Source organism: Sphingomonas changnyeongensis, from assembly GCF_009913435.1.
GTDB lineage: Bacteria > Pseudomonadota > Alphaproteobacteria > Sphingomonadales > Sphingomonadaceae > Sphingomonas_B > Sphingomonas_B changnyeongensis.
In genome coordinates this window covers 2,535,067-2,554,971 of record NZ_CP047895.1, presented here as the reverse complement: position 1 = coordinate 2,554,971, position 19,905 = coordinate 2,535,067, and the positions used below count along the sequence as shown (strand labels likewise).

Here is a 19,905-nt window from a genome sequence, read left to right as displayed (position 1 = left end):
GCCGGTGCGGGCGGTGAAAGGCAAATGGCTTTGCCCCGGCCGCGCGGCGGCTTAGACCGGGGCCATGCCGAAGCCCCAGAAACGCTATGTCTGCCAGGCCTGTGGCGCGGTCTCGCCCAAATGGGCGGGGCAGTGCGCGGACTGTGGTGAATGGAACACATTGGTCGAGGATCAGGGGGCCGTGCCCGCCAGCCCGTTTCAGGCGCGCCACAACCTCCAGTCGGGCGGGCGGCGGATCGAGCTGGTCGGGCTCGACGCCGATATTCCGCTGCCGCCGCGCATGGCGACCGGGATTGCCGAGCTGGACCGGGCGCTGGGCGGCGGCTTCGTCGCCGGATCGGCGACGCTGATCGGCGGCGATCCGGGGATCGGCAAATCGACCCTGCTGCTGCAGGCGACGGCGCTGCTGGCCGGGGCCGGACGGTCGGTCGCCTATGTCTCGGGCGAGGAAGCGGCCGATCAGGTGCGGCTGCGCGCCCGCCGGCTCGGGCTGGGTGCGGCCCCGGTCAGGCTCGCCGCCGCCACCTCGGTGCGCGACATTCTGACGACGCTGGGCGGCGACACCCCGCCCGACCTGCTGGTCATCGATTCGATCCAGACCATGCATTCCGACCTGATCGAGGGCGCGCCCGGCACGGTCAGCCAGGTGCGCGCGGCGGCGGGCGAGCTGATCCGTTTCGCCAAGGAACGCGGCACCGCGCTCGTCATGGTCGGCCATGTCACCAAGGACGGATCGATCGCCGGGCCGCGCGTGCTTGAACATATGGTCGACACGGTGCTGAGCTTCGAGGGGGAGCGCAGCCACCAGTATCGCATCCTGCGCGCGATCAAGAACCGGTTCGGCGGCACCGACGAGATCGGCGTGTTCGCCATGGGGCAGGAGGGGCTGGAACAGGTCGCCAACCCATCGTCGCTGTTCCTCACCCACCGCGACCGCAGCGTGAGCGGTGCGGTCGTCTTTCCGGCGCTTGAAGGCACGCGGCCGGTGCTGGTCGAGATCCAGGCGCTGACCGTGCGGCTGCAGAGCGGGGCGACGCCGCGCCGCGCGGTCGTCGGCTGGGACGGCGGGCGGCTGGCGATGATCCTGGCCGTGCTCGAGGCGCGCTGCGGCCTCAGCTTTTCGACCGCCGAGGTCTATCTGAACATCGCCGGCGGCTACCGCATCACCGATCCGGCGGCCGATCTGGCGGTCGCGGCGGCTTTGGTGTCGGCACTCACCGACCGGCCATTGCCCGCCGAGGCGGTGGCCTTTGGCGAGATCGCGCTGTCGGGCGAGGTCCGGCCGGTCGCCCACGCGGCGCTGCGCCTGCGCGAGGCGGCGAAGCTCGGCTTTGAACAGGCGCTGGTTCCCGGCGGCGTTGCCGGGGCGGACGGCATCGGCCTGACCCGGTTCGGGCGGCTGGGCGGCCTCGTTGACCATCTGCTCGGCCGGGGTTAGCCGCAGGCCATGGCCGCGTTCGACGTCATCGTCCTGTTCATGTTCGGCACCGGCGCGGTGATGGGCGGCCTGCGCGGCTTTGTGCAGGAAAGCCTGTCGCTGATCGCCTGGGTGATGGCGGTGATCGCCGTCCGCGTCGGGCACGGCGCGACCGCCGATCTGCTCACGCCGATGATCGGCACGCGCACCGGTGCGGCGGCGGGGGCGTTCCTGCTGCTGTTTGCCGGCACCTTCATGCTTGGCCGGCTGCTCGCCCGGTCGCTCGGCGCGCGCACCCGCCAGTCGCTGCTCGGCCCGTTCGACCGCGCGCTCGGCTTCGGCTTTGGATTTTTAAAGGCGCTGCTCGCCGCCAGCCTGATGTTCCTCGTCCTCGCCTTTGCGGTCGATCTGTTCGAAGGCGGTCCGCGCCAGCGCCCGGCCTGGCTGCGTGACGCGCGCACCTATCCGCTGCTCAACGCCACCAGCCGGGCGATGGTCGATTATCTGCACCGCCAGCGCGACGGCGCGGGTGCCGGTGGGGGCGGAACCGATGATGCCGCAGCCGACGGCCCCGATGGCCGGGCCGGGACTTTGCGTCGCTGACAATCGCCGCCGCCCGGCGATCGGGGGGTGAAACACCCGCCGCTATCGCCTAAGTCTGGGGCGATGACCGCGCCGCTCTACACGACCGAGATATTGAGGCTGGCGGCGTCCATTCCCCATCTGGGCCGGCTGGCCGCGCCGATGGCCACCGTCGCGCGCCGTGCGGTGCCGTGCGGCAGCGCCATCGCCCTTGACCTTGATCTGGACGCCGATGGCCGGGTGGCGGCGCTGGGCATCGACCTGTCCGCCTGTGCGCTCGGCCAGGCATCGGCCTGTCTGATGGCGCGGGCGGCGATCGGGCGGACGCCGGGCGAACTGGCGGCGGCGCGCGATGCGCTGGCCGCATGGCTGGCGGGCACGGCCGATGAACCCGGCGACTGGCCCGATCTCATGCTGCTCGCCCGCGCGCGGCCGCATGCCGGCCGGCACGGCGCGATCCGGCTGCCGTTCGAGGCGGCGGCGGCGGCGGCTGATGCAGCTCTCACCGAAAGGCAGCGTTGATGGAAGGCCATGGACCCGCAGGGCTGCTGCGCGACGGTGTCGTCATGCTGGGCGCGGCGCTGGTGCTGGTGCTCGTCTTCCGGCGGCTCGGGCTGGGGGCGGTGCTCGGCTATCTGGTCGCGGGCGCGCTGATCGGGCCGCAGGGGCTGGGGCTGGTCGGCGACGCGCAGGAAAAGCTCGGCATCGCCGAACTGGGCATCGCGCTGCTGCTGTTCCTTGTCGGGCTGGAACTGTCGCCCGAGCGGTTGTGGCGGCTGCGGCGCGACATTTTCGGCTTTGGTCTGGCGCAGGTGGTGCTGTGCGGGATCGCGCTGGCGCTGTTCGTCTATCTGGCGACCGGGCTGAGCGCCGCCGCTGCCATCGCCATCGGCCTGCCGCTGGCCCTGTCCTCGACCGCCCAGGTGCTGCCGATGCTCGAATCGGCCGGGCGGCTGCGCACGCCCTTTGGCGAACGCGCCTTTTCGGTGCTGCTGTTCCAGGATCTGTCGATCGTCCCGCTGATCACCATCGTCGCCGCATTGTCGCGCGCGCCGGTCCCCGCCGATGCGCCGCCGGGCTGGCTGCTCGGCCTGTCGACGCTGGGCGCGATCGCCGCGCTGGTGCTCGCCGGGCGCTATGTCCTCAACCCGCTGTTCCGGCTGATCGGCGGGCTGGGGGAACGCGAGCTGTTCGTCGCCGCCGGGCTGTTCGCCGTGCTCGGCAGCGCGGCGGCGATGCAGGCGCTCGGCCTGTCGGCGGCGCTGGGCGCGTTCATCGCCGGGGTGATGCTCGCCGATTCGCCCTATCGCCACGAGCTGGAGGCCGATGTCGATCCGTTCCGCTCGATCCTGCTCGGCCTGTTCTTCATCGCGGTGGGGATGCTGCTTGATCTGGGGGCGATCATGGCGCGGCCGCTTCTGGTGCTGACGATCGCGACCGGGCTGATCGCCATCAAGACGGCGGTGATCGGCCTGCTCGCGCGCGGGTTCGGCATGGCGTGGCGGCAGGCGCTCGGCATGGGCCTGCTGTTGAGCCAGGGGGGCGAGTTCGGGTTCGTGCTGTTTGCCCAGGCGCAGGCGGCGCTGCTGATCGCGCCCGAGGCCGCCAGCCTGTTCAGCGCCGTCGTCACCCTGTCCATGGCCTCGACACCGTTTCTGATGATGCTCGGCCGGCGGTTCCGCGAGGCGCCCGCCGACCGCACCGATCTGGCCGGGCCGCAGGCGGACGGCGCGCGCGCCATCGTTGTCGGTTGGGGCCGGTTCGGCCAGACGGTCGGGCAGATGCTCGCCGCCCAGGGCCTGTCGGTGACGATGATCGACCGCAAGGCCAGCCAGATCGACACCAGCATCGCCTTTGGCGTGAAGGTCTATTTCGGCGACGGCACCCGGCTGGATCTGCTGCGCCTGGCAGGGGCGGCCGATGCGCAGCTGATCCTGTTCTGCGTCGATGGCGGCCAGCTCGACGCCGCGCAGATGCAGGTCATCGCCCATGCTTTTCCGCGCGCGCAGATCTTTGTCCGCGCGTTCGACCGGCGGCAGATGATGCGGCTGCACGATGCGCCGATCGCCGGCGCGGTGCGCGAGGTTTATGAATCGGCGATCGCCATGGCGCGCGGGGCGATGGCGGCGCTTGAAATCGATGCCGACGAGATCGACCGGGCCGAGCGGCATTACCGCGATGTCGATGGCCGGCGGCTGGCCGAACAGGCGCGCACCGGCGACATTCACGCCGCCGACGACATGATGATCCGCATGGACGGATCGGATGCGGTCGCCACCGCCGCCGCGCCGATCCCGGCGGAAAGCGGGTGAGAGGCTGAATGGCAGGGCGCGGTGCGACGGGATCCGGGGGGCTGGCGGTGCGGCTGGCTGCGCTGTCGGCGGCGGTTGCCATCGCCGCCGGGGCGTTCGGCGCGCATGGCGCGGCGGGCAAGGCCGCCGAATGGCTGCGCACCGGATCGGCCTATCAGCTGGCCCATGCGCTGGCCGTCATCCTGCTTGCCCGCACGGCGGGTGCGCGCGGGGTGCCGGTGTGGGCGCTGTTCATCGGCGCGACGGTGTTTGCCGGCACGCTCTATGCCATGGCGCTGGGCGCGCCGCGCTGGCTGGGGGCAGTGACGCCGATTGGCGGCGGGATGATGATCCTCGGCTGGATCCTGGTCGCCTGGCGGGTGCGCTGAAGCTGTGCGGCGGGATCAGCCGCGCCCGGCGTCCAGAAATGCCGCGATGTCGGCCAGCGTCACATCGCTGTCGACATAGGCCGCGCCCACCCCGCGCGCGAGGATGAAGGGCACGCGCCCGCCGGCCTTTTTCTTGTCATGCGCCATATGCGCGGCGAGCGTCGCCCCCGCCGCGTCGATCCCGGCCGAGGCAAGGTCGAACGGCAGGCCGCAGGCGCGCAGATGCGCGGCGACGCGGGCCGCGTCTGCGCCCGGGCAGCGGCCGGTCGATGCCGAAAAGGCGAAGGCAAGCGCCATGCCCGCCGCCACCGCCTCGCCGTGCAGCAGCCGGTCGGAAAAGCCGGTTTCGGCCTCCAGCGCATGGCCGAATGTGTGCCCCAGATTGAGGAGCGCGCGCCGGCCGCTCGTCTCGCGCTCGTCTTCGGCGACGATCCGCGCCTTGGCGCTGACGCTGGTTGCAATCGCATGGATGCGCGCGTCCGCGTCGCCGGCCATCAGCGCCGCGCCATGCGCCTCGCACCAGCCGAAAAACGCCGGATCGTCGATCAGCCCATATTTGACGACCTCGGCATAGCCTGCCGCCAGCTGGCGCGCCGGCAATGTGTCGAGCGCCAGCGGATCGATGAGCACAAAGGCCGGCTGGTGAAACGCGCCGACCAGATTCTTGCCGGCACCCGTGTTGATCGCCGTCTTGCCGCCGACCGAGCTGTCGACCTGGGCGAGCAGCGTGGTCGGGATCTGCACAAAGCCCATGCCGCGCTTGACGATCGCGGCGGCAAAGCCGGCCAGATCGCCGATCACGCCGCCGCCCAGGGCGACGATATGTTCGCCCCGTTCGACCTCCAGCGCCAGCAGCCGGTCGCACAGCGCGGCGAGCTGCGCCCAGCTTTTGGTCGCTTCGCCGGCGGGCAGGATGATCGGCTCGATATTCGGGCAGGCCAGCCGTGGCAGCTGGGTGGCGGCGACGTCGCTGTCGGTGACGACGATGGTCCGTCCGCGCAGATAGGGGGCGAGCAGTTCACCGGCGCGCGCCAGCCCGCCCGCCGCGATCGCGACGTCATAGCTGCGGTCGCCAAGTGCGACGGGGATGCGGATCATGCGTTCAGGGCCTTCAGGATCGCCCGCACCGTCTGCTGGTGCGGCGATGCGTTGCTGCGGATGCGGATCGGGGCGAGCGCATAGACCGGGTTGCGTTCGGCGGCCAGCGCGGTCAGCACCGCGCGCGGATCGCGGCCCTTGAGCAGTGGCCGCGTCTCGCGCCGCTTCACCCGTGCGACCAGCGTGTCGACATCGGCGTCGAGCCAGATGGCAATCGCCTTGTCGAGGATCAGCGCGCGGGTGGCCGCATTCATGAACGCGCCGCCGCCGGTGGCGATCACCTTGGGCGTGCCGTCGATCAGCCGGGCGATCACCCGGCGTTCGCCGTCGCGGAAATAAGGCTCGCCATAGCGTTCGAAGATTTCGGTGATCGGCATGCCGGCGGCGGCGACAATCTCGTCATCGGCATCGACGAACGGCAGGCCCAGCCGCTGCGCCAGCCGCCGCCCGACCGTCGATTTGCCGACGCCCATCAGCCCGACAAGCACGATCGGCCGGTCGATGCGTGCGCCGCCAGGCGCGGATTGACCACGGGCGGGGCGGGCAGGGGCAGGCGGGGCAGGATCGGCGGCCACAGACAGTCGCTAACCCCCGGCCGCCCGCTGCCAAGCGGTCAGCTGGTCTTCATGCACTGGCCGGGGTCGCTGCGCGCGAACTCGCGGCAGTTCCACAGCATTTTTTCAAAGCCGCTCGATCGGTTGCGCAGATAGGAAAAGGACAGCGCCTGTTGCGCCGCGCCTTCGACCGGAAAGGCGCGCGGGGCCTTGCTGGCATCGGTCCACGCCATGAATTTGCAGAAATCGCGCTGGCCGCAGGCCGACAGGGCAAGTGCCGGCAGGCTGGCCGGGGACACGCCCCGGTCGAGGATGACGACAAAGGCATCGCCGCCCGGCGACACGATGTCGAGCGTGCGCGCCCCGCGCCGGTTCAGCTCGAGCGGCGGGCCGGCGGCTTCGGCCAGCGCGGCATCGCTCATGCCCTGATGGGCGGGCGAAATGGCGGCGATCAGCGGGATGACCGGCTCGCCCCCGGCATGGCCGCCGCGAAACGCGCCCGGCGTGCCCCACCAGCCGCTCCAGCGGAAGAACAGATGTGTGCCGACCGCCGTCACCTTGTCGAGCGAGGCGCTCCAATAGGGGACCACCCAGTTGGTGTGGTAATGGGTCGCATGGCCGACCGGCCGGTGGACGCGGCCATCAAGTGCCGCCGCCGCGATCTCGCGCGCCCGCGCCCAGATTGCAGGCGCAGGACGGCGGGCGAGCGCGCCGTCGCAGGTGAAGGTGAACTGGCAGCCGGTCGTGCGTTCGGAACCCTGGAACACGACGCCGCACACCGTCTTGGGAAAGGCCGGATGGCGCAGCCGGTTGATCACCACCTGCGCGACGGCGCGCATGGCGTCATCGCCCTCGGCCGAGGCCTCGTAATAGGCCGCCGCCGCCAGACAGTCGATCGACCGTGCCAGCATGTCCGGCTCGGCCTTCAGCCGGAAGGGGCGCGCCGCCGGGTTGGGCGCGGTTGAAAAGGGCACGCGCGCATTGGCGGCCACCGCGTCGGCGCGGCTGAGTTCGCGATAGGCGAGCGGTTCGACGGGCGGCGCGGGCGGCATGGCCGGCATCCGGGCCGCGGCCTGCGCGACAGGGGCGCGGACGTGCGCCGGCGACCCACCGGCCTGCTGGCTTGCCAGCGTCGCGGCGCCCAGCGCCAGCAACACGGTCGCCGCAGCCAGCAGATCATGCCGGCCCGGCAGATGATGCGCGATCTTCATGCCACCCTCACACCCAGGGGAGCGCGCCCATAGCATGGCCGGGCCTGTCTGTCAGGACCGGGGTGTTCGCTGGTTGGGAAGCACGGCACCGGGTGTCGTTGGCCGGGAAGAACGGCACCGGGAGTCGTGAGCTGGGAAGAACGGCACCGGCCCGCTCCCCACCCGGCCTCCCAACGGCAGTATCATATGGGAGGCCGGGTGGGGGAGCGGGCCGGTGCCGCCCCTGCGCCGTCAGGCGCAGCACAGAAAACTCCGAGCGGGCCGGTGCCGCCCGTGCGCCGTGAGGCGCACCACAAATAACCGGAACCCCGAACCCCTCGCTTACGCCTCGGGCAGGAAATCGGGCACGGACAGATAGCGCTCGCCGGTGTCATAGTTGAAACCCAGAACGCGCGCGCCCGGCGCGAGTTCGGGCAGTTTCTGGGCGATGGCCGCCAGCGTCGCGCCTGAGCTGATGCCGACCAGCATCCCTTCCTCGCGCGCCGCGCGCCGCGCCATCTCCTTGGCGTCGGCGGGATCGACCTGGATCACGCCGTCAATCGCCTGGGTGTGGAGATTGGCGGGGATGAAGCCCGCGCCGATGCCCTGGATCGGGTGCGGGGCCGGCTGGCCGCCCGAAATCACTGGCGACAGCGTCGGTTCGACCGCATAGACCTTGAGCGCCGGCCAATGGCGCTTCAGCTCCTCCGCGCAGCCGGTGATGTGCCCGCCCGTGCCGACGCCGGTGATCAGCACATCGACCGGCTGGTCGGCGAAATCGGCAAGGATTTCGGCCGAGGTCGTGCGCACATGCACGTCGATATTGGCTGGATTTTCGAACTGCTGCGGCATCCACGCGCCGGGCGTGCGCTCGACCAGCTCGATCGCGCGCTCGATCGCGCCCTTCATGCCCTTTTCGCGCGGCGTCAGGTCGAAGGTCGCGCCATAGGCAAGCATCAGCCGCCGCCGTTCAAGCGACATGCTTTCGGGCATCACCAGCACCAGCTTATAGCCCTTGACCGCCGCCACCATGGCAAGGCCGATGCCGGTATTGCCCGATGTCGGCTCGACGATGGTGCCGCCGGGCTTGAGCGCGCCCGAGCGTTCGGCATCCTCGATCATCGCCAGCGCGATCCGGTCCTTGATCGACCCGCCCGGATTGGTGCGTTCCGACTTGATCCACACCTCCGCCCCGGCAAACAGCCGCTGCATGCGGATATGCGGGGTGTTGCCGACGGTCTCGAGGATCGACTGGGCCTTCATGCGGGCATCTCCTGGCTGGGCGCGTCGTCGCGCCGGGGTTCGGGCGGTGCGAAGCTCCGCGCGCCCTTGATCTCGGGGAACAGATAATACCAGATCGCAGCGACCGCCACCGCGCCGACGCCGCCGAACACCACCGCGCCGACCGCGCCGAGCAGGGCGGCGGCAAAGCCCGATTGCAGCTCGCCCAGCTCGTTCGACGCCGAAATCGCCAGCCCCGATACCGCCGACACGCGCCCGCGCATCGCATCGGGGGTGTGCAGCTGGACAAGCGAGGAGCGGACATAGACCGACAGCATGTCGAACCCGCCAAGCGCGACCAGCGCGGCGAGCGACAGGGGCATGGATTGCGACAGGCCAAAGACGATGGTCGCCCCGCCAAAGCCGGCAACGGCGAGCAGCATCTTGATCCCGACATTGGCGTGGAGCGGTTTGACCGCGAACCACAGGGCGACCGTCGCCGCGCCCAGCGCCGGGGCGGCGCGCAGCTGGCCCAGCCCTTCGGGGCCGACATGCAGGATGTCGCGCGCATAGACGGGCAGCAAGGCTGTCGCCCCGCCGAGCAGCACGGCGAACAGATCAAGCGTGATCGCGCCGAGCAGGAACCGGTGCCCGCGCACATAGGACAGGCCGTCGACCATCTGGCGCAGCGGATGGGCGCTCCCGGCAATCGGCGGCGGCACCACCCGCCGGATCGGCGTCAGCGCCAGCATCGCGATCCCCATACAGGCCGCGCACAGCCAATAGGGCAGCGCCGGATCGGCGGCATAGAGAAACCCGCCCAGCGCCGGGCCGCCGACCGAGGCGCTCTGCCAGGCGATCGAGCTCATCGCGATCGCGCGCGGCAGCAGCGCGGGGGGCACGATGTTGGGCGCAATCGCCGCCATTGACGGGCCGACAAACACCCGCGCCACGCCGTGCAGCGCGGCCAGCGCGAACAGCAGCGGCAGGCTGAGCCAGTCCGCCGAGGTCGCGATGCCCAGCATCAGCGCGATCGACAGGTCGATGCCGTTGGCGATCCGGGCGACCAGCCGGCGCTCATACCGGTCGGCGACCCAGCCCGCGACCGGGGTCAGCAGCGCCAGCGGCACGAACTGGACAAGGCCGAGCAGGCCGAGCTGGAACGCGGCCTCGCGCGGGGTCATCCCGTAATCGGTGCGCGCGACGTCATAGACCTGCCAGCCGATGACGACGACCATCGCCATGGTCGCGAGCACGGCGGAAAAGCGGGCGATCCAGAACAGCCGGAAATCGCGGATGGCAAGCGGCGAGCGGGGGCGGCGGGATCGGACACGGCCGTCTCTCTAGGCGGGCGGGGCGCCGGGCCGCAAGCGGTGCCGGCTTTGCCCCGCCCAATCCAGGCTATGCGCCGGGGACGGCGGGCACGCGGTTCGCCGCGCTCAGCACTGCACGGACGCTGGCGGTGGCGATATCGGCGTCGATGCCGATGCCGAACCAGCTCGTCCCGTCCGCCGCCCGGCATTCGACATAGGCGGCGGCCTGCGCGTCGGCACCATGGCCGATCGCATGTTCGACATAATCGGCGACGTCGAAATCGACCCCGCACGCCCCGCGCAGCGCGTCGAGCACCGAGGAGATCAGGCCATTGCCCCGGCCGCTCACCGTCCGTTCCGCGCCGTCCACGGCCAGCCGGCCGGCGAAGATGCGCTGCCCCCGGTCACCGCCGCTGCGCTCGGGGCTTTCCTGATAATCGACCAGCGCGAACCGCCCGCCGCCGTCCAGCAGATAGGTCTGGCGGAACAGCTGCCAGATATCCTCGGCATCAAGCTCGCGGCTGGTCGCGTCGGCCATCGCCTGGACATGGCGGCTGAACTCGGCCTGCATCCTTTTGGGCAGTTTCAGCCCCTTGTCCTGTTCGAGCACCCAGGCGACGCCGCCCTTGCCCGACTGGGAGTTGACGCGGATCACCGCTTCATAGGAGCGGCCGAGATCGGCCGGGTCGATCGGCAGATAGGGCACGTTCCACAGCTGGTCGTTGCGCGCCGCCTGGGCCGCGAACCCCTTTTTGATCGCATCCTGATGGCTGCCCGAAAAGGCGGTGAACACCAGATCGCCGGCATAGGGATGGCGCGGATGCACGGGCAGGCGGTTGCAATATTCAACCGTGCGGATCACCTCGTCGATGTTCGAAAAATCCAGCCCCGGATCAATGCCCTGGGTGTACAGGTTGAGCGCCAGCGTGACCAGATCGACATTGCCCGTGCGCTCGCCATTGCCGAACAGGCAGCCCTCGACCCGGTCGGCCCCCGCCATCAGCGCCAGTTCGGCGGCGGCAACGCCGGTGCCCCGGTCATTGTGCGGATGGACGCTGATGACGACGCTGTCGCGCCGGCTGACATGGCGGCAGAACCATTCGACCTGATCGGCATAGACATTGGGGCCTGCCGCCTCGACCGTTGCCGGCAGGTTGAGGATCAGCGGCGCCTCGGGCGTCGGACGGAGAATGTCGATCACCGCCTCGCACACCTCGAGCGAGAAATCGAGTTCGGCGGTCGAGAAGGTTTCCGGGCTGTATTCGAACCGCCAGTCGGTGCCGGGGCGCCTGCCGGCTTCGTCGCGCAGGATCGACGCGCCTTCGACGGCGATCGCCTTCACCCCCGCCCGGTCGAGCCCGAACACGATCTGCCGCCAGGCCGGCGACACGGCGTTGTAGAGATGGACGATGGCGCGATGAGCGCCCTCCAGCGCATCGAAGCTGCGCGTGATCAGGTCGCGCCGCGACTGGGTGAGCACCTGCACGGTCACATCCTCGGGCACCCGGCCCGAGCGGACGAGATCGGCGATGAAATCAAACTCGGTCGCCCCGGCCGAGGGGAAGCCGACCTCGATCTCCTTCAGCCCGATCCGCACCAGCAGGTCGAAAAAGCGGGTTTTCTTCTCCGCGTCCATCGGGTCGGCAAGCGCCTGATTGCCGTCGCGCATGTCGGTCGACAGCCAGCGGGGGCCTGTGTGATGGTGCGGCCCGGCCATGTCCGGTCGGGCAGGTCGATGGCGGGGAAGGGACGGTATTTGACGGACGGGTCGCGCAGCATGGTCGGTCTCGCTCTCGGGCGGGGAGGGGCGGGGAACTGTCCCTTAGGCGCGAGGGCGGCGGATGCCGCGACGAAGGGCGCGCCTAAGGGCGCGTAAGTCGCAGCAGAAGGCCGGCGCGGATCATTCCTATGCTATAGAAGGGAAAGTGCGGCCGCGCAAACCCCCGGCACGGCCCCCGTCCGGCCTGTCTTGTTCCATCCTCTCCGACCGGTAACACCAGCGATGATCCAGCTCAGCTATATCAGCACCGCCCGCCAGCCGGTCGAACCCGATCTGGTCGAGCGGATCCTGGCGGCATCGCGCCGCAACAATCCGCGCGCCGGGCTGACCGGGCTGCTGCTGTTCAACGGCCGCCGGTTTCTGCAGGTGATCGAGGGCGAGGCGGAAGCGGTGCGTGCCACCTATCAGCGCATCGCCGCCGATCCCCGCCATTTCGCGATGGTCCGGCTGGGCGAGCGCGAGATCGAGAGCCGCGATTTCGGCGACTGGGACATGGCCTATCGCGAAATCGCCGAGGGCGGCGACCTGGCGGCGCTGGCCGAGAAGATGACCGGCAGCGCGTCGGCCACCGTGCGCGCGCTGTTCACCAGCTACGCGGCGATCTGATGGTTTTTTTGCCGGGAAGAACGCGGAGTTTGTTGATTGGGAAGAACGGCACCGGGAGTTTGTTGATTGGGAAGAACGGCACCGGCCCGCTCCCCCACCCGGCCTCCCCACGGCAGGTTACGCTATGGGAGGCCGGGTGGGGGAGCGGGCCGGTGCCGCCCCCGCGCCGCGAGGCGCGGCACAAACAACCGGGAGCGGGCCGGTGCCGCCCCCGCGCCGGGAGGCGCGCAACAGGCAACGCCCGATGCTCCCCCGTTCAGCCCTGCTTTTCGAACGCGACGCTGATGTCGAGCGTCACCGCGTCGCTGACTGGGCCGAGCGCATAGGTCATGCCGAAATCGGAACGTTTGATCGTCGCCTCGGCCTGAAAGCCGATCGTCGCCTTGCGCGACATCGGGTTGACGCCCGCGCCGGTGAAGCGCGCCGCGAGCGTGACCGGGCGGGTGACGCCGCGGATGGTCAGTTCGCCCTCGATCCGCGCCCTGGTGCGGTCGGCGGGATCGACACTGATGCGGGTCGAGACGAACCGTGCGCCCGGATGGCGGGCGGCGTCGAAGAAATCGGCGCTCAACATGTGCTCGGTCAGCTTGGCGCTGGCATTGACCAGCCCGGTCAGCGGCACGTCGATCGCGACCTTGGCCTGTTCAGGGCGCGCCGGATCGATGTCGAGCGTACCGGTCGCGTTGCCGAAAATCCCGAAATAATCGTTGAAACCGAAATGGTTGACCGAATAGCCGATCAGCGTGTGCGCCGGATCGGTGGCGTAGCGGCCAGGTGCGACGCGCGACGGATCGACCGCGCCGGGGGTGGCGGGTGCGGTCTGGGCGATGGCGGTCAGGCCGGTCGCGAAGGATCCGCCCAGCACGGGCAGGGCAAGCAGCATGGCGGCGGCAGGGGCAAGGCGCGTCATCGGTGGTCCTCCCGGATCAGGCTTGTGGGTCGCCCGCGCATGGCTGTGCGGGCGACCCGGCATGTCGGGGGGACGGCGGCGCGGTTCAAGCCCCGCGCCCGCGTCAGTTGCGGCTTTTGTCGACCAGCTTGTTGGCGCCGATCCACGGCATCATCGCGCGCAGCTCCGCCCCGACCTTTTCGATCGGATGCGCCGCCGCCCGCTTGCGCGCCGCCTTCAGCTCGGGCTGGCCGGCGCGGTTGTCGAGGACGAACCGGCTGACGAAGCGCCCGGCCTGAATGTCCTCGAGCACGCGCTTCATCTCGCGCTTCGTCTCGTCGGTGATGATGCGCGGGCCGGTGGTGATGTCGCCATATTCGGCGGTGTTGGAAATCGAATAGCGCATGTTGGCGATGCCGCCTTCATACATCAGGTCGACGATCAGCTTCACCTCGTGCAGGCACTCGAAATAGGCCATTTCAGGGGCATAGCCGGCCTCGACCAGCGTTTCGAACCCGGCGGTGATCAGGTGGCTCAGGCCCCCGCACAGCACCGCCTGCTCGCCGAACAGATCGGTTTCGCATTCTTCGCGGAAGTTGGTTTCGATGATGCCCGAACGGCCGCCGCCGATTGCCGAGGCATAGGCAAGGGCAAGGTCATGCGCGTTGCCTGAGGCATCCTGATGCACGGCCATCAGGCACGGCACGCCGCCGCCCTTCAGATATTCCGAACGCACCGTATGGCCCGGCCCCTTGGGCGCGATCATGATGACGTCGAGGTCGGCGCGCGGCTCGATCAGCCCGAAATGGATGTTGAGCCCGTGCGCAAAGGCAAGGGCTGCACCCTGCTTCATATTGGGGGCCAGATCCTCGGCATAGATCGCCGCCTGATGCTCGTCGGGGGCGAGGATCATGATCAGATCGGCCCAGCGCGCGGCATCGGCATTGGCGAGCACCTTGAAGCCCGCCGCCTCGGCCTTGGCGGCGGTGGCGGAGCCGGGGCGCAGCGCGACCGCGACTTCGGCGACCCCTGAATCGCGCAGATTCTGGGCATGGGCATGGCCCTGGCTGCCATAGCCGAGGACGGCGATCTTCCGGCCCTTGACCAGCCCGATATCCGCATCCCGGTCGTAATAAACGCGCATTCCCGTTGACCCCTTTCCATGTTCGCGGACCGGCATCAGCCGCGCGGCCCGCAATCTCGTTTGCGTGTTGATCCTAGACCGCCTCGCGGCCGCGCGCGATGGCGACGACGCCGGTGCGCGCCACTTCGACCAGCCCGACCTCGCGCATCAGGCCGATGAACGTGTCGACCTTTTCCGACGATCCGGTGACTTCGAACACGAAGCTGCCGGTCGTCGCGTCGATCACGCGGGCGCGGTAGACATCGGCCAGGCGCAGCGCCTCGATCCGCTGGTCGCCCTGGCCCGCCACCTTCACCAGCGCCAGCTCGCGTTCGACATGCGGGCCAAGCTCGGTCAGGTCGGTGACCTTGTGGACGGGAACCAGCCGGTCGAGCTGGGCGATGATCTGCTCGATCACCGGCGGCGCGCCGGAGGTGACGATGGTGATCCGGCTGATGCTTTCATCCTCGGTCACATCGGCGACCGTCAGGCTTTCGATATTATAGCCCCGGGCGGAAAACATGCCGGCGATGCGGGCAAGGATGCCTGCCTCATTGTCGACGGTCACGGACAGGGTGTGGCGCTCGCGCGCGGCTTCTTTCAGGCGCATCGTCTTACACCAGGGCCTTGGCTTCGTCGTCCATCTCGCCGGACACTTCGGCCTGGTCGAGCAGCATGTCGGTATGGGCGGCGCCCGAGGGGATCATCGGGAAGCAGTTGGCGAGCTTTGCCACCCGGCAATCGACCATCACCGGTCCGTCATGGGCCAGCATGTCGGCAATCCCGTCCTCCAGCTCGTCGCGCCGTTCGATGCGGATGCCCTTCCAGCCATAGGCTTCGGCCAGTCTGACGAAATCGGGCAGCGAATCCGAATAGCTTTCGGCATGGCGGCCGCCATAGGTCAGGTCCTGCCACTGGCGCACCATGCCCATATATTCATTGTTGAGGATGAACACCTTGACCGGCAGCCGGTATTGGGTGGCGGTGGCCAGTTCCTGGATGTTCATCTGGATCGACGCCTCGCCGGCAATGTCGATGACGAGCGCGCCCGGATGGCCGATCTGCGCGCCGATCGCGGCGGGCAGCCCATAGCCCATCGTGCCAAGCCCCCCGAGGTCAGCCATTTGTTGGGCGCGTCGAACCCGAAATGCTGGGCCGCCCACATCTGGTGCTGGCCAACCTCGGTCGACACGATCGGGGCCTTGTGGCGCGTCGCGTCCCACAGCGCCCGGATCGCGCGCTGCGGCATGATTTCCGGCCCGTCCTCGCGAAAGCCCAGGCACTGGCGCGCGCGCCAGCCCTCGATCTCGGCCCACCAGGCGGCCAGATCGGGGCGGGGATGCTGCCGCGCCTTCCACACTCTGACCATGTCCTCAAGCGCGCGGCCGACATCGGCGACGATGCCCAGATCGACCCTGACCGTCTTGTTGATCGACGACCGGTCGATATCGACATGGATCTTCAGCGAGTGCGGGCTGAACGCGTCAAGCCGGCCGGTCACCCGGTCGTCGAAGCGCGCGCCGAGGCAGACCATCACATCGGCCCGGTTCATCGCCATATTGGCTTCATAGGTGCCGTGCATGCCCAGCATGCCGAGGAACTGCGGATCGCTGGCCGGATAGGCGCCCAGCCCCATCAGCGTCGAGGTGACGGGCGCGCCGGTGATGCGCGCCAGTTCGCGCAGCAGCTGGCTGGCGCCCGGCCCCGAGTTGATGATGCCGCCGCCGGTGTAGAGGATCGGCCGCTTCGCCGACGCCAGCATCTCGATCGCCGCCTCGATCTTCGTCGGCTCGGCCTTGACCTGCGGGCGATAGGTCTTGTGCTGGATGGGGCCGGGGCGGGTGTAGGTGGCGGTTGCGACCTGCACGTCCTTGGGGATGTCGATCACCACCGGCCCCGGGCGGCCCGAGGTCGCGATGTGGAACGCCTCATGCACGATGGCGCCCAGCCGCGACGGGTGGCTGACCAGATAATTATGCTTGGTGCAGTGGCGGGTGATGCCGACGGTATCGGCCTCCTGAAACGCATCGGTGCCAATGAGGCTGGTGGGCACCTGGCCGGTGATGACCACCATCGGGATCGAGTCCATCAGCGCATCGGTGATGCCGGTGACCGCATTGGTCGCCCCGGGGCCGGAGGTGACGAGCACGACCCCCGGCTTGCCGGTGGCGCGGGCATAGCCCTCGGCGGCATGGGTGGCGGCCTGTTCGTGGCGCACCAGAATGTGGCGGATGCGCTTCTGCCGGAACAGCGCGTCGTAAATCGGGAGCACCGCGCCGCCCGGATAGCCGAACACGACCTCGACCCCGAGATCGGTCAGCGCTTCGACCAATATGTCTGCGCCGGAACGCTCGCGGGTCATGTCATCGGTCCTTTGCTTCTCGAACAGTGCGGGGAGCGGTCAGCTACCCGCAATATTCGGTCGCGTCAACGATGTTTCGTATAACTTTATTGCTTCCGCCTCGATCCCAGCAGCATCGAGCGGCTGTTCGATCCGCCGCCAGCCCGGCGGCGGCTGGTGGCGGAACCAGGTGTATTGGCGCTTGGCATAGCGGCGGGTGGCAAGGCTGCCCGCCGCGATGGCGTCGTCGCGCGTCAGCGTGCCGGCAAGCAGCGCGGCGATTTCCGGCACGCCGATCGCGCGCATCACCGGCAGTGCGGGATCAAGCCCGCGCGCGACCAGCCGGGCAACCTCGTCCCGCGCGCCGCCGTCCAGCATCGCGGCAAAGCGGGTGTCGCAGCGCCGATAGAGCCAGTCGCGCGGCGGCATCAGGATCGCCGCGCTCAGCGCTAGCCGGTGGCCGATGCCGCCCACCCGTTCGGCCTGCCAGGCGGCAAGCGGCCGGCCGGTCGCGCGGATCACCTCGAGCGCGCGGGCGATGCGCGCGGTGTCGGCGGGGTTGAGCCGCGCCGCCGCCGCCGGATCCTCGCGGGCGAGGGCGGCATGGGCATCGGCAACCGGCAGCGCGCGCACCGCCGCGCGCACATCGGGATCGATGTCCGGCACCGGCGCAATGCCGTCGATCAGCGTGCGCAGATAAAGCCCGGTGCCGCCGACCAGCACCGGCAGCCGCCCGGCGGCATGCGCGGCGGCGATTTCGGCGCGCGCGTCCGCCGCCCAGGCAGCCGCCGAACAGGCGGTCGCGCCGTCGACATGGCCGAACAGCCGGTGCGGCGCGGCGGCCATGTCGGCATCGTCGGGCCGGGCGCTCAGCACGCGCAGATCGGCATAGACCTGGGCGGAATCGGCGTTGATGATCGTGACCGGACCAAGCCGGGCGAGCGCGAGCGCAAGCGCGCTCTTGCCGCTGGCGGTCGGGCCTGCAATGACCATCGCCGTCATGTCATTTTCCGTCGTCACGCTCCTTCCAACGCCGGACGCGGCTGAAGATCAAGTCGCGACAGCCCGCGCCGTGCTGGCGGCGGCGGCCATGCCGGTCACCGCGACGCATGTGCGCGACGGCGCGGTCGATCTGGTGTTTGCCGGCGACCGGGGCGCGGCGCGCGCCGCGCTCGAGGCGGCATGCGCCGACGGGCAGGGCCTGTCTGGCTGCGACATTCTGGTCCAGCCCTGGCCGCGCACGCTGCCCCGGCTGTTCGTCGCGGACATGGATTCGACGATGATCACCGTTGAATGCATCGACGAGCTGGCCGATTATGCAGGGGTCAAGGCCGAGGTCGCGGCGGTGACCGAACGGGCGATGCGCGGCGAGCTGGATTTCGCCGCCGCGCTGGCGGCGCGGGTCGCGCTGCTCGCCGGGCTGGATGAGGCGGTGCTCGCCCGCTGCCATGACGAGCGGGTGCGGCTGATGCCGGGTGCGCGCGCCTTGGTCGCGACGCTCGCCGCGCGCGGTGTGCGCTGCGTGCTGGTGTCGGGCGGCTTCACCCATTTCGCCGCGCGGGTGGCGCGCGAGATCGGCTTTCACGCCGCCTTTGCCAACACGCTCGAACTGGCGGACGGGCGGCTGACCGGGCGGGTCGTGCCGCCGGTGCTGGGTGCCGAAGCCAAGCGCGAGCGGCTGCTGGCCGAGGCGGCAGCGCTCGGCATCACGCCCGCACAGGCGGTGGCGGTCGGCGACGGGGCGAACGACATTCCGATGCTTCAGCAGGCCGGGCTCGGCTTTGCCTATCGCGCCAAGCCGGTTGCCCATGCCGCCGCCGATGCCGGGGTCCGGCATGGCGACCTGACGGCGATCCTTCACGCGCTCGGCATCCCGCGCGCCGACTGGGTTGCCTGAGGGCGCGCGCGCCAGCCGTCCCCTTAGTCGTCTCCTTAGCCGTCCATGTCCAGCGGTGCGCCGCGATAGGCGTCGATCGCCTCGAACAGGATGGTCAGCGCGGCGCGCTCGTCGGCCGAGATTTCCGGTCGCCAGATTTCAAACAGCAGGATCACGCGCGTGTCCGCGCTGTCGTTCCACGCCTCATGTTCGATCGAATCGTCGAAGATCAGCAGCTGCCCGCGTTCCCAGGCGCGGGTTTCATTGCCCACGCGCAACCGGCAGCCCGGCGGCACGATCAGCGGCAGATGGCAGATCAGCCGGGTGTTGAGCATGCCGTTATGGGCAAAAATGTGCGTGCCGGGCCGGAGCAATGAAAACAGCGCCATGGGCGAGCGGCCGGCGATCACCGGCTGGGGTGCCAGCGCCAGCGCGGCGAGCGTTTCGGGGCATTGCTCCGCATTGCCCGGCACCGGGCCGGCGCGCAGCAGGTGGAACGCCCCCCAGTCGGGATTGTCGACCAGCCGGTGGGTCTTGGCCGGCCGGTTGGGATCGTTGGCCACATAAGGCTCAAAGCCGCCGCGCGTGGCGAGCACCGCATGAAGCTCGGCGGCGATGGCCTCGGTCCGTGCCTCGATCTCCGCCGCCCAGTCGAAATCCGCCGGGTCGTAGAACTGGATCTGCGGCAGGCCGGGGAAATAAAAGCTGGTCGGTTCCTGCAGGAACAGCCGCGCCTCGCCATTGGCGAGCGCCAGCGCCTGGCGTACCCGGCCGCTCATGTGACCGGGCGTCAGCCCGGCACGCGCCAGCGTCTCGTCCAGATGGGTGCGGTAGCGCGCGGCCTCGCGCGCGACGCCCTGGCGCGCGCGGTCCAGATCGGCGGCCAGCCCCGGCGGCGGTGCCGGCCCGGTTTCGGCGACGCTCAGCGCCAGCCGGTAGAAGCTCTGCGCGGCGCGGCCATCGCCCTGGCGGTCGAATAGCTCGCCCTTCATGATCAGCCCGCGCACATGGCGCGGCTGTTCGGCAAGCAGCCGGTCGAGCGCCGCCAGCTCGGCCGCATCGTCGCGGTCGAGCCGGCATGCCTGGGCGACGAGCAGCCACGGCCCCGGCTGGCCGGGCGGCACGGCGGCGGCGACGGTCTCGAACGCCTGCCGCGCGGCGCGCGCGTCATGGCGCTGCATCGCCGCCACGCCGTCGCGCAGCAGCCGGTCGGTATCGGCGGGGGAGAGGGTCAT

Annotated in this window: 18 protein-coding genes and 2 pseudogenes; 7 read left to right on the top strand and 13 right to left on the bottom strand. The window is 69.9% G+C overall.

From position 1 onward, the window contains the following. Positions 1-64: 64 nt before the first annotated feature. The 5 genes from radA to GVO57_RS12535 all read left to right on the top strand — a co-directional run bounded on the left by radA (position 65) and on the right by GVO57_RS12535 (position 4,679). Positions 65-1,438 (top strand): DNA repair protein RadA, encoded by a 1,374-nt coding sequence (radA, locus tag GVO57_RS12555; RefSeq protein ID WP_160593485.1) that lies wholly within the window; start codon positions 65-67, stop codon positions 1,436-1,438. 9 nt (positions 1,439-1,447) lie between these two features. Then, on the top strand, positions 1,448-2,020 hold the full coding sequence (locus GVO57_RS12550) for a CvpA family protein (RefSeq protein WP_160593483.1): 573 nt from the start codon (positions 1,448-1,450) through the stop codon (positions 2,018-2,020). 63 nt (positions 2,021-2,083) lie between these two features. Next, positions 2,084-2,521 carry an iron-sulfur cluster assembly scaffold protein gene (locus GVO57_RS12545; protein ID WP_160593481.1) on the top strand — a complete coding sequence of 146 codons (438 nt, stop codon included), beginning with the start codon at positions 2,084-2,086 and terminating at the stop codon, positions 2,519-2,521. Beyond that, positions 2,521-4,311 carry a monovalent cation:proton antiporter-2 (CPA2) family protein gene (locus tag GVO57_RS12540; RefSeq protein WP_233281377.1) on the top strand — a complete coding sequence of 597 codons (1,791 nt, stop codon included), beginning with the start codon at positions 2,521-2,523 and terminating at the stop codon, positions 4,309-4,311. Before GVO57_RS12545 ends, GVO57_RS12540 begins: the two co-directional genes overlap by 1 nt. A gap of 8 nt (positions 4,312-4,319) precedes the next feature. After that, positions 4,320-4,679, top strand: a complete 360-nt coding sequence (locus GVO57_RS12535; protein WP_160593480.1) for a DUF423 domain-containing protein — start codon at positions 4,320-4,322, stop codon at positions 4,677-4,679. A 15-nt stretch (positions 4,680-4,694) separates the two neighbouring features. On the opposite strand, the gene aroB is transcribed toward GVO57_RS12535, so the two are convergent. From aroB to leuA, 6 genes and pseudogenes are all read right to left on the bottom strand, one after another. Next, complete coding sequence (aroB, locus tag GVO57_RS12530) at positions 4,695-5,777, bottom strand: 3-dehydroquinate synthase (protein WP_160593478.1); 1,083 nt, start codon at positions 5,775-5,777, stop codon at positions 4,695-4,697. Continuing rightward, positions 5,774-6,280: a shikimate kinase gene (locus GVO57_RS12525; protein ID WP_233281578.1), complete on the bottom strand. Its 507-nt coding sequence runs from the start codon at positions 6,278-6,280 to the stop codon at positions 5,774-5,776. Before GVO57_RS12525 ends, aroB begins: the two co-directional genes overlap by 4 nt. Before the next feature lie 110 nt (positions 6,281-6,390). Further along, entirely contained in the window at positions 6,391-7,542 is a 1,152-nt protein-coding gene (locus tag GVO57_RS12520; protein ID WP_160593474.1) for a cell wall hydrolase, read from the bottom strand. Positions 7,543-7,863: 321 nt separating this feature from the next. Further along, entirely contained in the window at positions 7,864-8,784 is a 921-nt protein-coding gene (gene cysK / locus GVO57_RS12515; RefSeq protein ID WP_160593472.1) for a cysteine synthase A, read from the bottom strand. Continuing rightward, positions 8,781-9,998, bottom strand: coding sequence for an MFS transporter (locus GVO57_RS12510; RefSeq protein WP_327785522.1), 1,218 nt, complete (start codon positions 9,996-9,998; stop codon positions 8,781-8,783). Before GVO57_RS12510 ends, cysK begins: the two co-directional genes overlap by 4 nt. 145 nt (positions 9,999-10,143) lie before the next feature. Beyond that, positions 10,144-11,834 (bottom strand): annotated as a pseudogene (gene leuA / locus GVO57_RS12505) (2-isopropylmalate synthase). Between the two features lie 223 nt (positions 11,835-12,057). Between leuA and GVO57_RS12500 the strand changes: the two are divergent. Then, entirely contained in the window at positions 12,058-12,441 is a 384-nt protein-coding gene (locus GVO57_RS12500; protein WP_160593470.1) for a BLUF domain-containing protein, read from the top strand. Positions 12,442-12,697: 256 nt separating this feature from the next. Here the strand turns inward: GVO57_RS12500 and GVO57_RS12495 are convergent, their stop codons facing one another. From GVO57_RS12495 to miaA, 6 genes and pseudogenes are all read right to left on the bottom strand, one after another. Then, a complete protein-coding gene (locus GVO57_RS12495; RefSeq protein ID WP_160593468.1) occupies positions 12,698-13,351 on the bottom strand; it encodes a YceI family protein in 654 nt (217 codons plus the stop codon). Between the two features lie 103 nt (positions 13,352-13,454). Next, a complete protein-coding gene (ilvC, locus tag GVO57_RS12490) occupies positions 13,455-14,474 on the bottom strand; it encodes a ketol-acid reductoisomerase (RefSeq protein ID WP_160593466.1) in 1,020 nt (339 codons plus the stop codon). Between the two features lie 73 nt (positions 14,475-14,547). Next, on the bottom strand, positions 14,548-15,063 hold the full coding sequence (gene ilvN / locus GVO57_RS12485; protein ID WP_160593465.1) for an acetolactate synthase small subunit: 516 nt from the start codon (positions 15,061-15,063) through the stop codon (positions 14,548-14,550). Positions 15,064-15,067: 4 nt separating this feature from the next. After that, complete coding sequence (locus tag GVO57_RS15495) at positions 15,068-15,577, bottom strand: thiamine pyrophosphate-dependent enzyme (protein WP_327785521.1); 510 nt, start codon at positions 15,575-15,577, stop codon at positions 15,068-15,070. Positions 15,578-15,591: 14 nt separating this feature from the next. Further along, a pseudogene (gene ilvB / locus GVO57_RS12480) lies at positions 15,592-16,815 on the bottom strand (biosynthetic-type acetolactate synthase large subunit); the annotation flags it as partial. A 39-nt stretch (positions 16,816-16,854) separates the two neighbouring features. Next, entirely contained in the window at positions 16,855-17,796 is a 942-nt protein-coding gene (gene miaA / locus GVO57_RS12475) for a tRNA (adenosine(37)-N6)-dimethylallyltransferase MiaA (RefSeq protein ID WP_160593463.1), read from the bottom strand. On the opposite strand from miaA, the gene serB reads away from it, so the two are divergent. After that, complete coding sequence (gene serB, locus GVO57_RS12470; protein ID WP_201752745.1) at positions 17,795-18,691, top strand: phosphoserine phosphatase SerB; 897 nt, start codon at positions 17,795-17,797, stop codon at positions 18,689-18,691. The genes miaA and serB overlap by 2 nt on opposite strands. A 35-nt stretch (positions 18,692-18,726) precedes the next feature. Here serB and GVO57_RS12465 read toward each other — a convergent pair whose 3' ends face one another. Continuing rightward, positions 18,727-19,905 carry an aspartyl/asparaginyl beta-hydroxylase domain-containing protein gene (locus GVO57_RS12465; RefSeq protein ID WP_160593461.1) on the bottom strand — a complete coding sequence of 393 codons (1,179 nt, stop codon included), beginning with the start codon at positions 19,903-19,905 and terminating at the stop codon, positions 18,727-18,729.

Excerpts from the sequence above, each read along its gene's own strand:
- radA (WP_160593485.1), top strand. The coding sequence starts at position 65 with ATGCCGAAGCCCCAGAAACGCTATGTCTGCCAGGCCTGTGGCGCGGTC.
- GVO57_RS12550 (WP_160593483.1), top strand. The coding sequence starts at position 1,448 with ATGGCCGCGTTCGACGTCATCGTCCTGTTCATGTTCGGCACCGGCGCG.
- GVO57_RS12545 (WP_160593481.1), top strand. The coding sequence starts at position 2,084 with ATGACCGCGCCGCTCTACACGACCGAGATATTGAGGCTGGCGGCGTCC.
- GVO57_RS12540 (WP_233281377.1), top strand. The coding sequence starts at position 2,521 with ATGGAAGGCCATGGACCCGCAGGGCTGCTGCGCGACGGTGTCGTCATG.
- GVO57_RS12535 (WP_160593480.1), top strand. The coding sequence starts at position 4,320 with ATGGCAGGGCGCGGTGCGACGGGATCCGGGGGGCTGGCGGTGCGGCTG.
- aroB (WP_160593478.1), bottom strand. The coding sequence starts at position 5,777 with ATGATCCGCATCCCCGTCGCACTTGGCGACCGCAGCTATGACGTCGCG.
- GVO57_RS12520 (WP_160593474.1), bottom strand. The coding sequence starts at position 7,542 with ATGAAGATCGCGCATCATCTGCCGGGCCGGCATGATCTGCTGGCTGCG.
- cysK (WP_160593472.1), bottom strand. The coding sequence starts at position 8,784 with ATGAAGGCCCAGTCGATCCTCGAGACCGTCGGCAACACCCCGCATATC.
- GVO57_RS12500 (WP_160593470.1), top strand. The coding sequence starts at position 12,058 with ATGATCCAGCTCAGCTATATCAGCACCGCCCGCCAGCCGGTCGAACCC.
- GVO57_RS12495 (WP_160593468.1), bottom strand. The coding sequence starts at position 13,351 with ATGACGCGCCTTGCCCCTGCCGCCGCCATGCTGCTTGCCCTGCCCGTG.
- ilvC (WP_160593466.1), bottom strand. The coding sequence starts at position 14,474 with ATGCGCGTTTATTACGACCGGGATGCGGATATCGGGCTGGTCAAGGGC.
- ilvN (WP_160593465.1), bottom strand. The coding sequence starts at position 15,063 with ATGCGCCTGAAAGAAGCCGCGCGCGAGCGCCACACCCTGTCCGTGACC.
- GVO57_RS15495 (WP_327785521.1), bottom strand. The coding sequence starts at position 15,577 with ATGGCTGACCTCGGGGGGCTTGGCACGATGGGCTATGGGCTGCCCGCC.
- serB (WP_201752745.1), top strand. The coding sequence starts at position 17,795 with ATGTCATTTTCCGTCGTCACGCTCCTTCCAACGCCGGACGCGGCTGAA.
- miaA (WP_160593463.1), bottom strand. The coding sequence starts at position 17,796 with ATGACGGCGATGGTCATTGCAGGCCCGACCGCCAGCGGCAAGAGCGCG.
- GVO57_RS12465 (WP_160593461.1), bottom strand. The coding sequence starts at position 19,905 with ATGACCCTCTCCCCCGCCGATACCGACCGGCTGCTGCGCGACGGCGTG.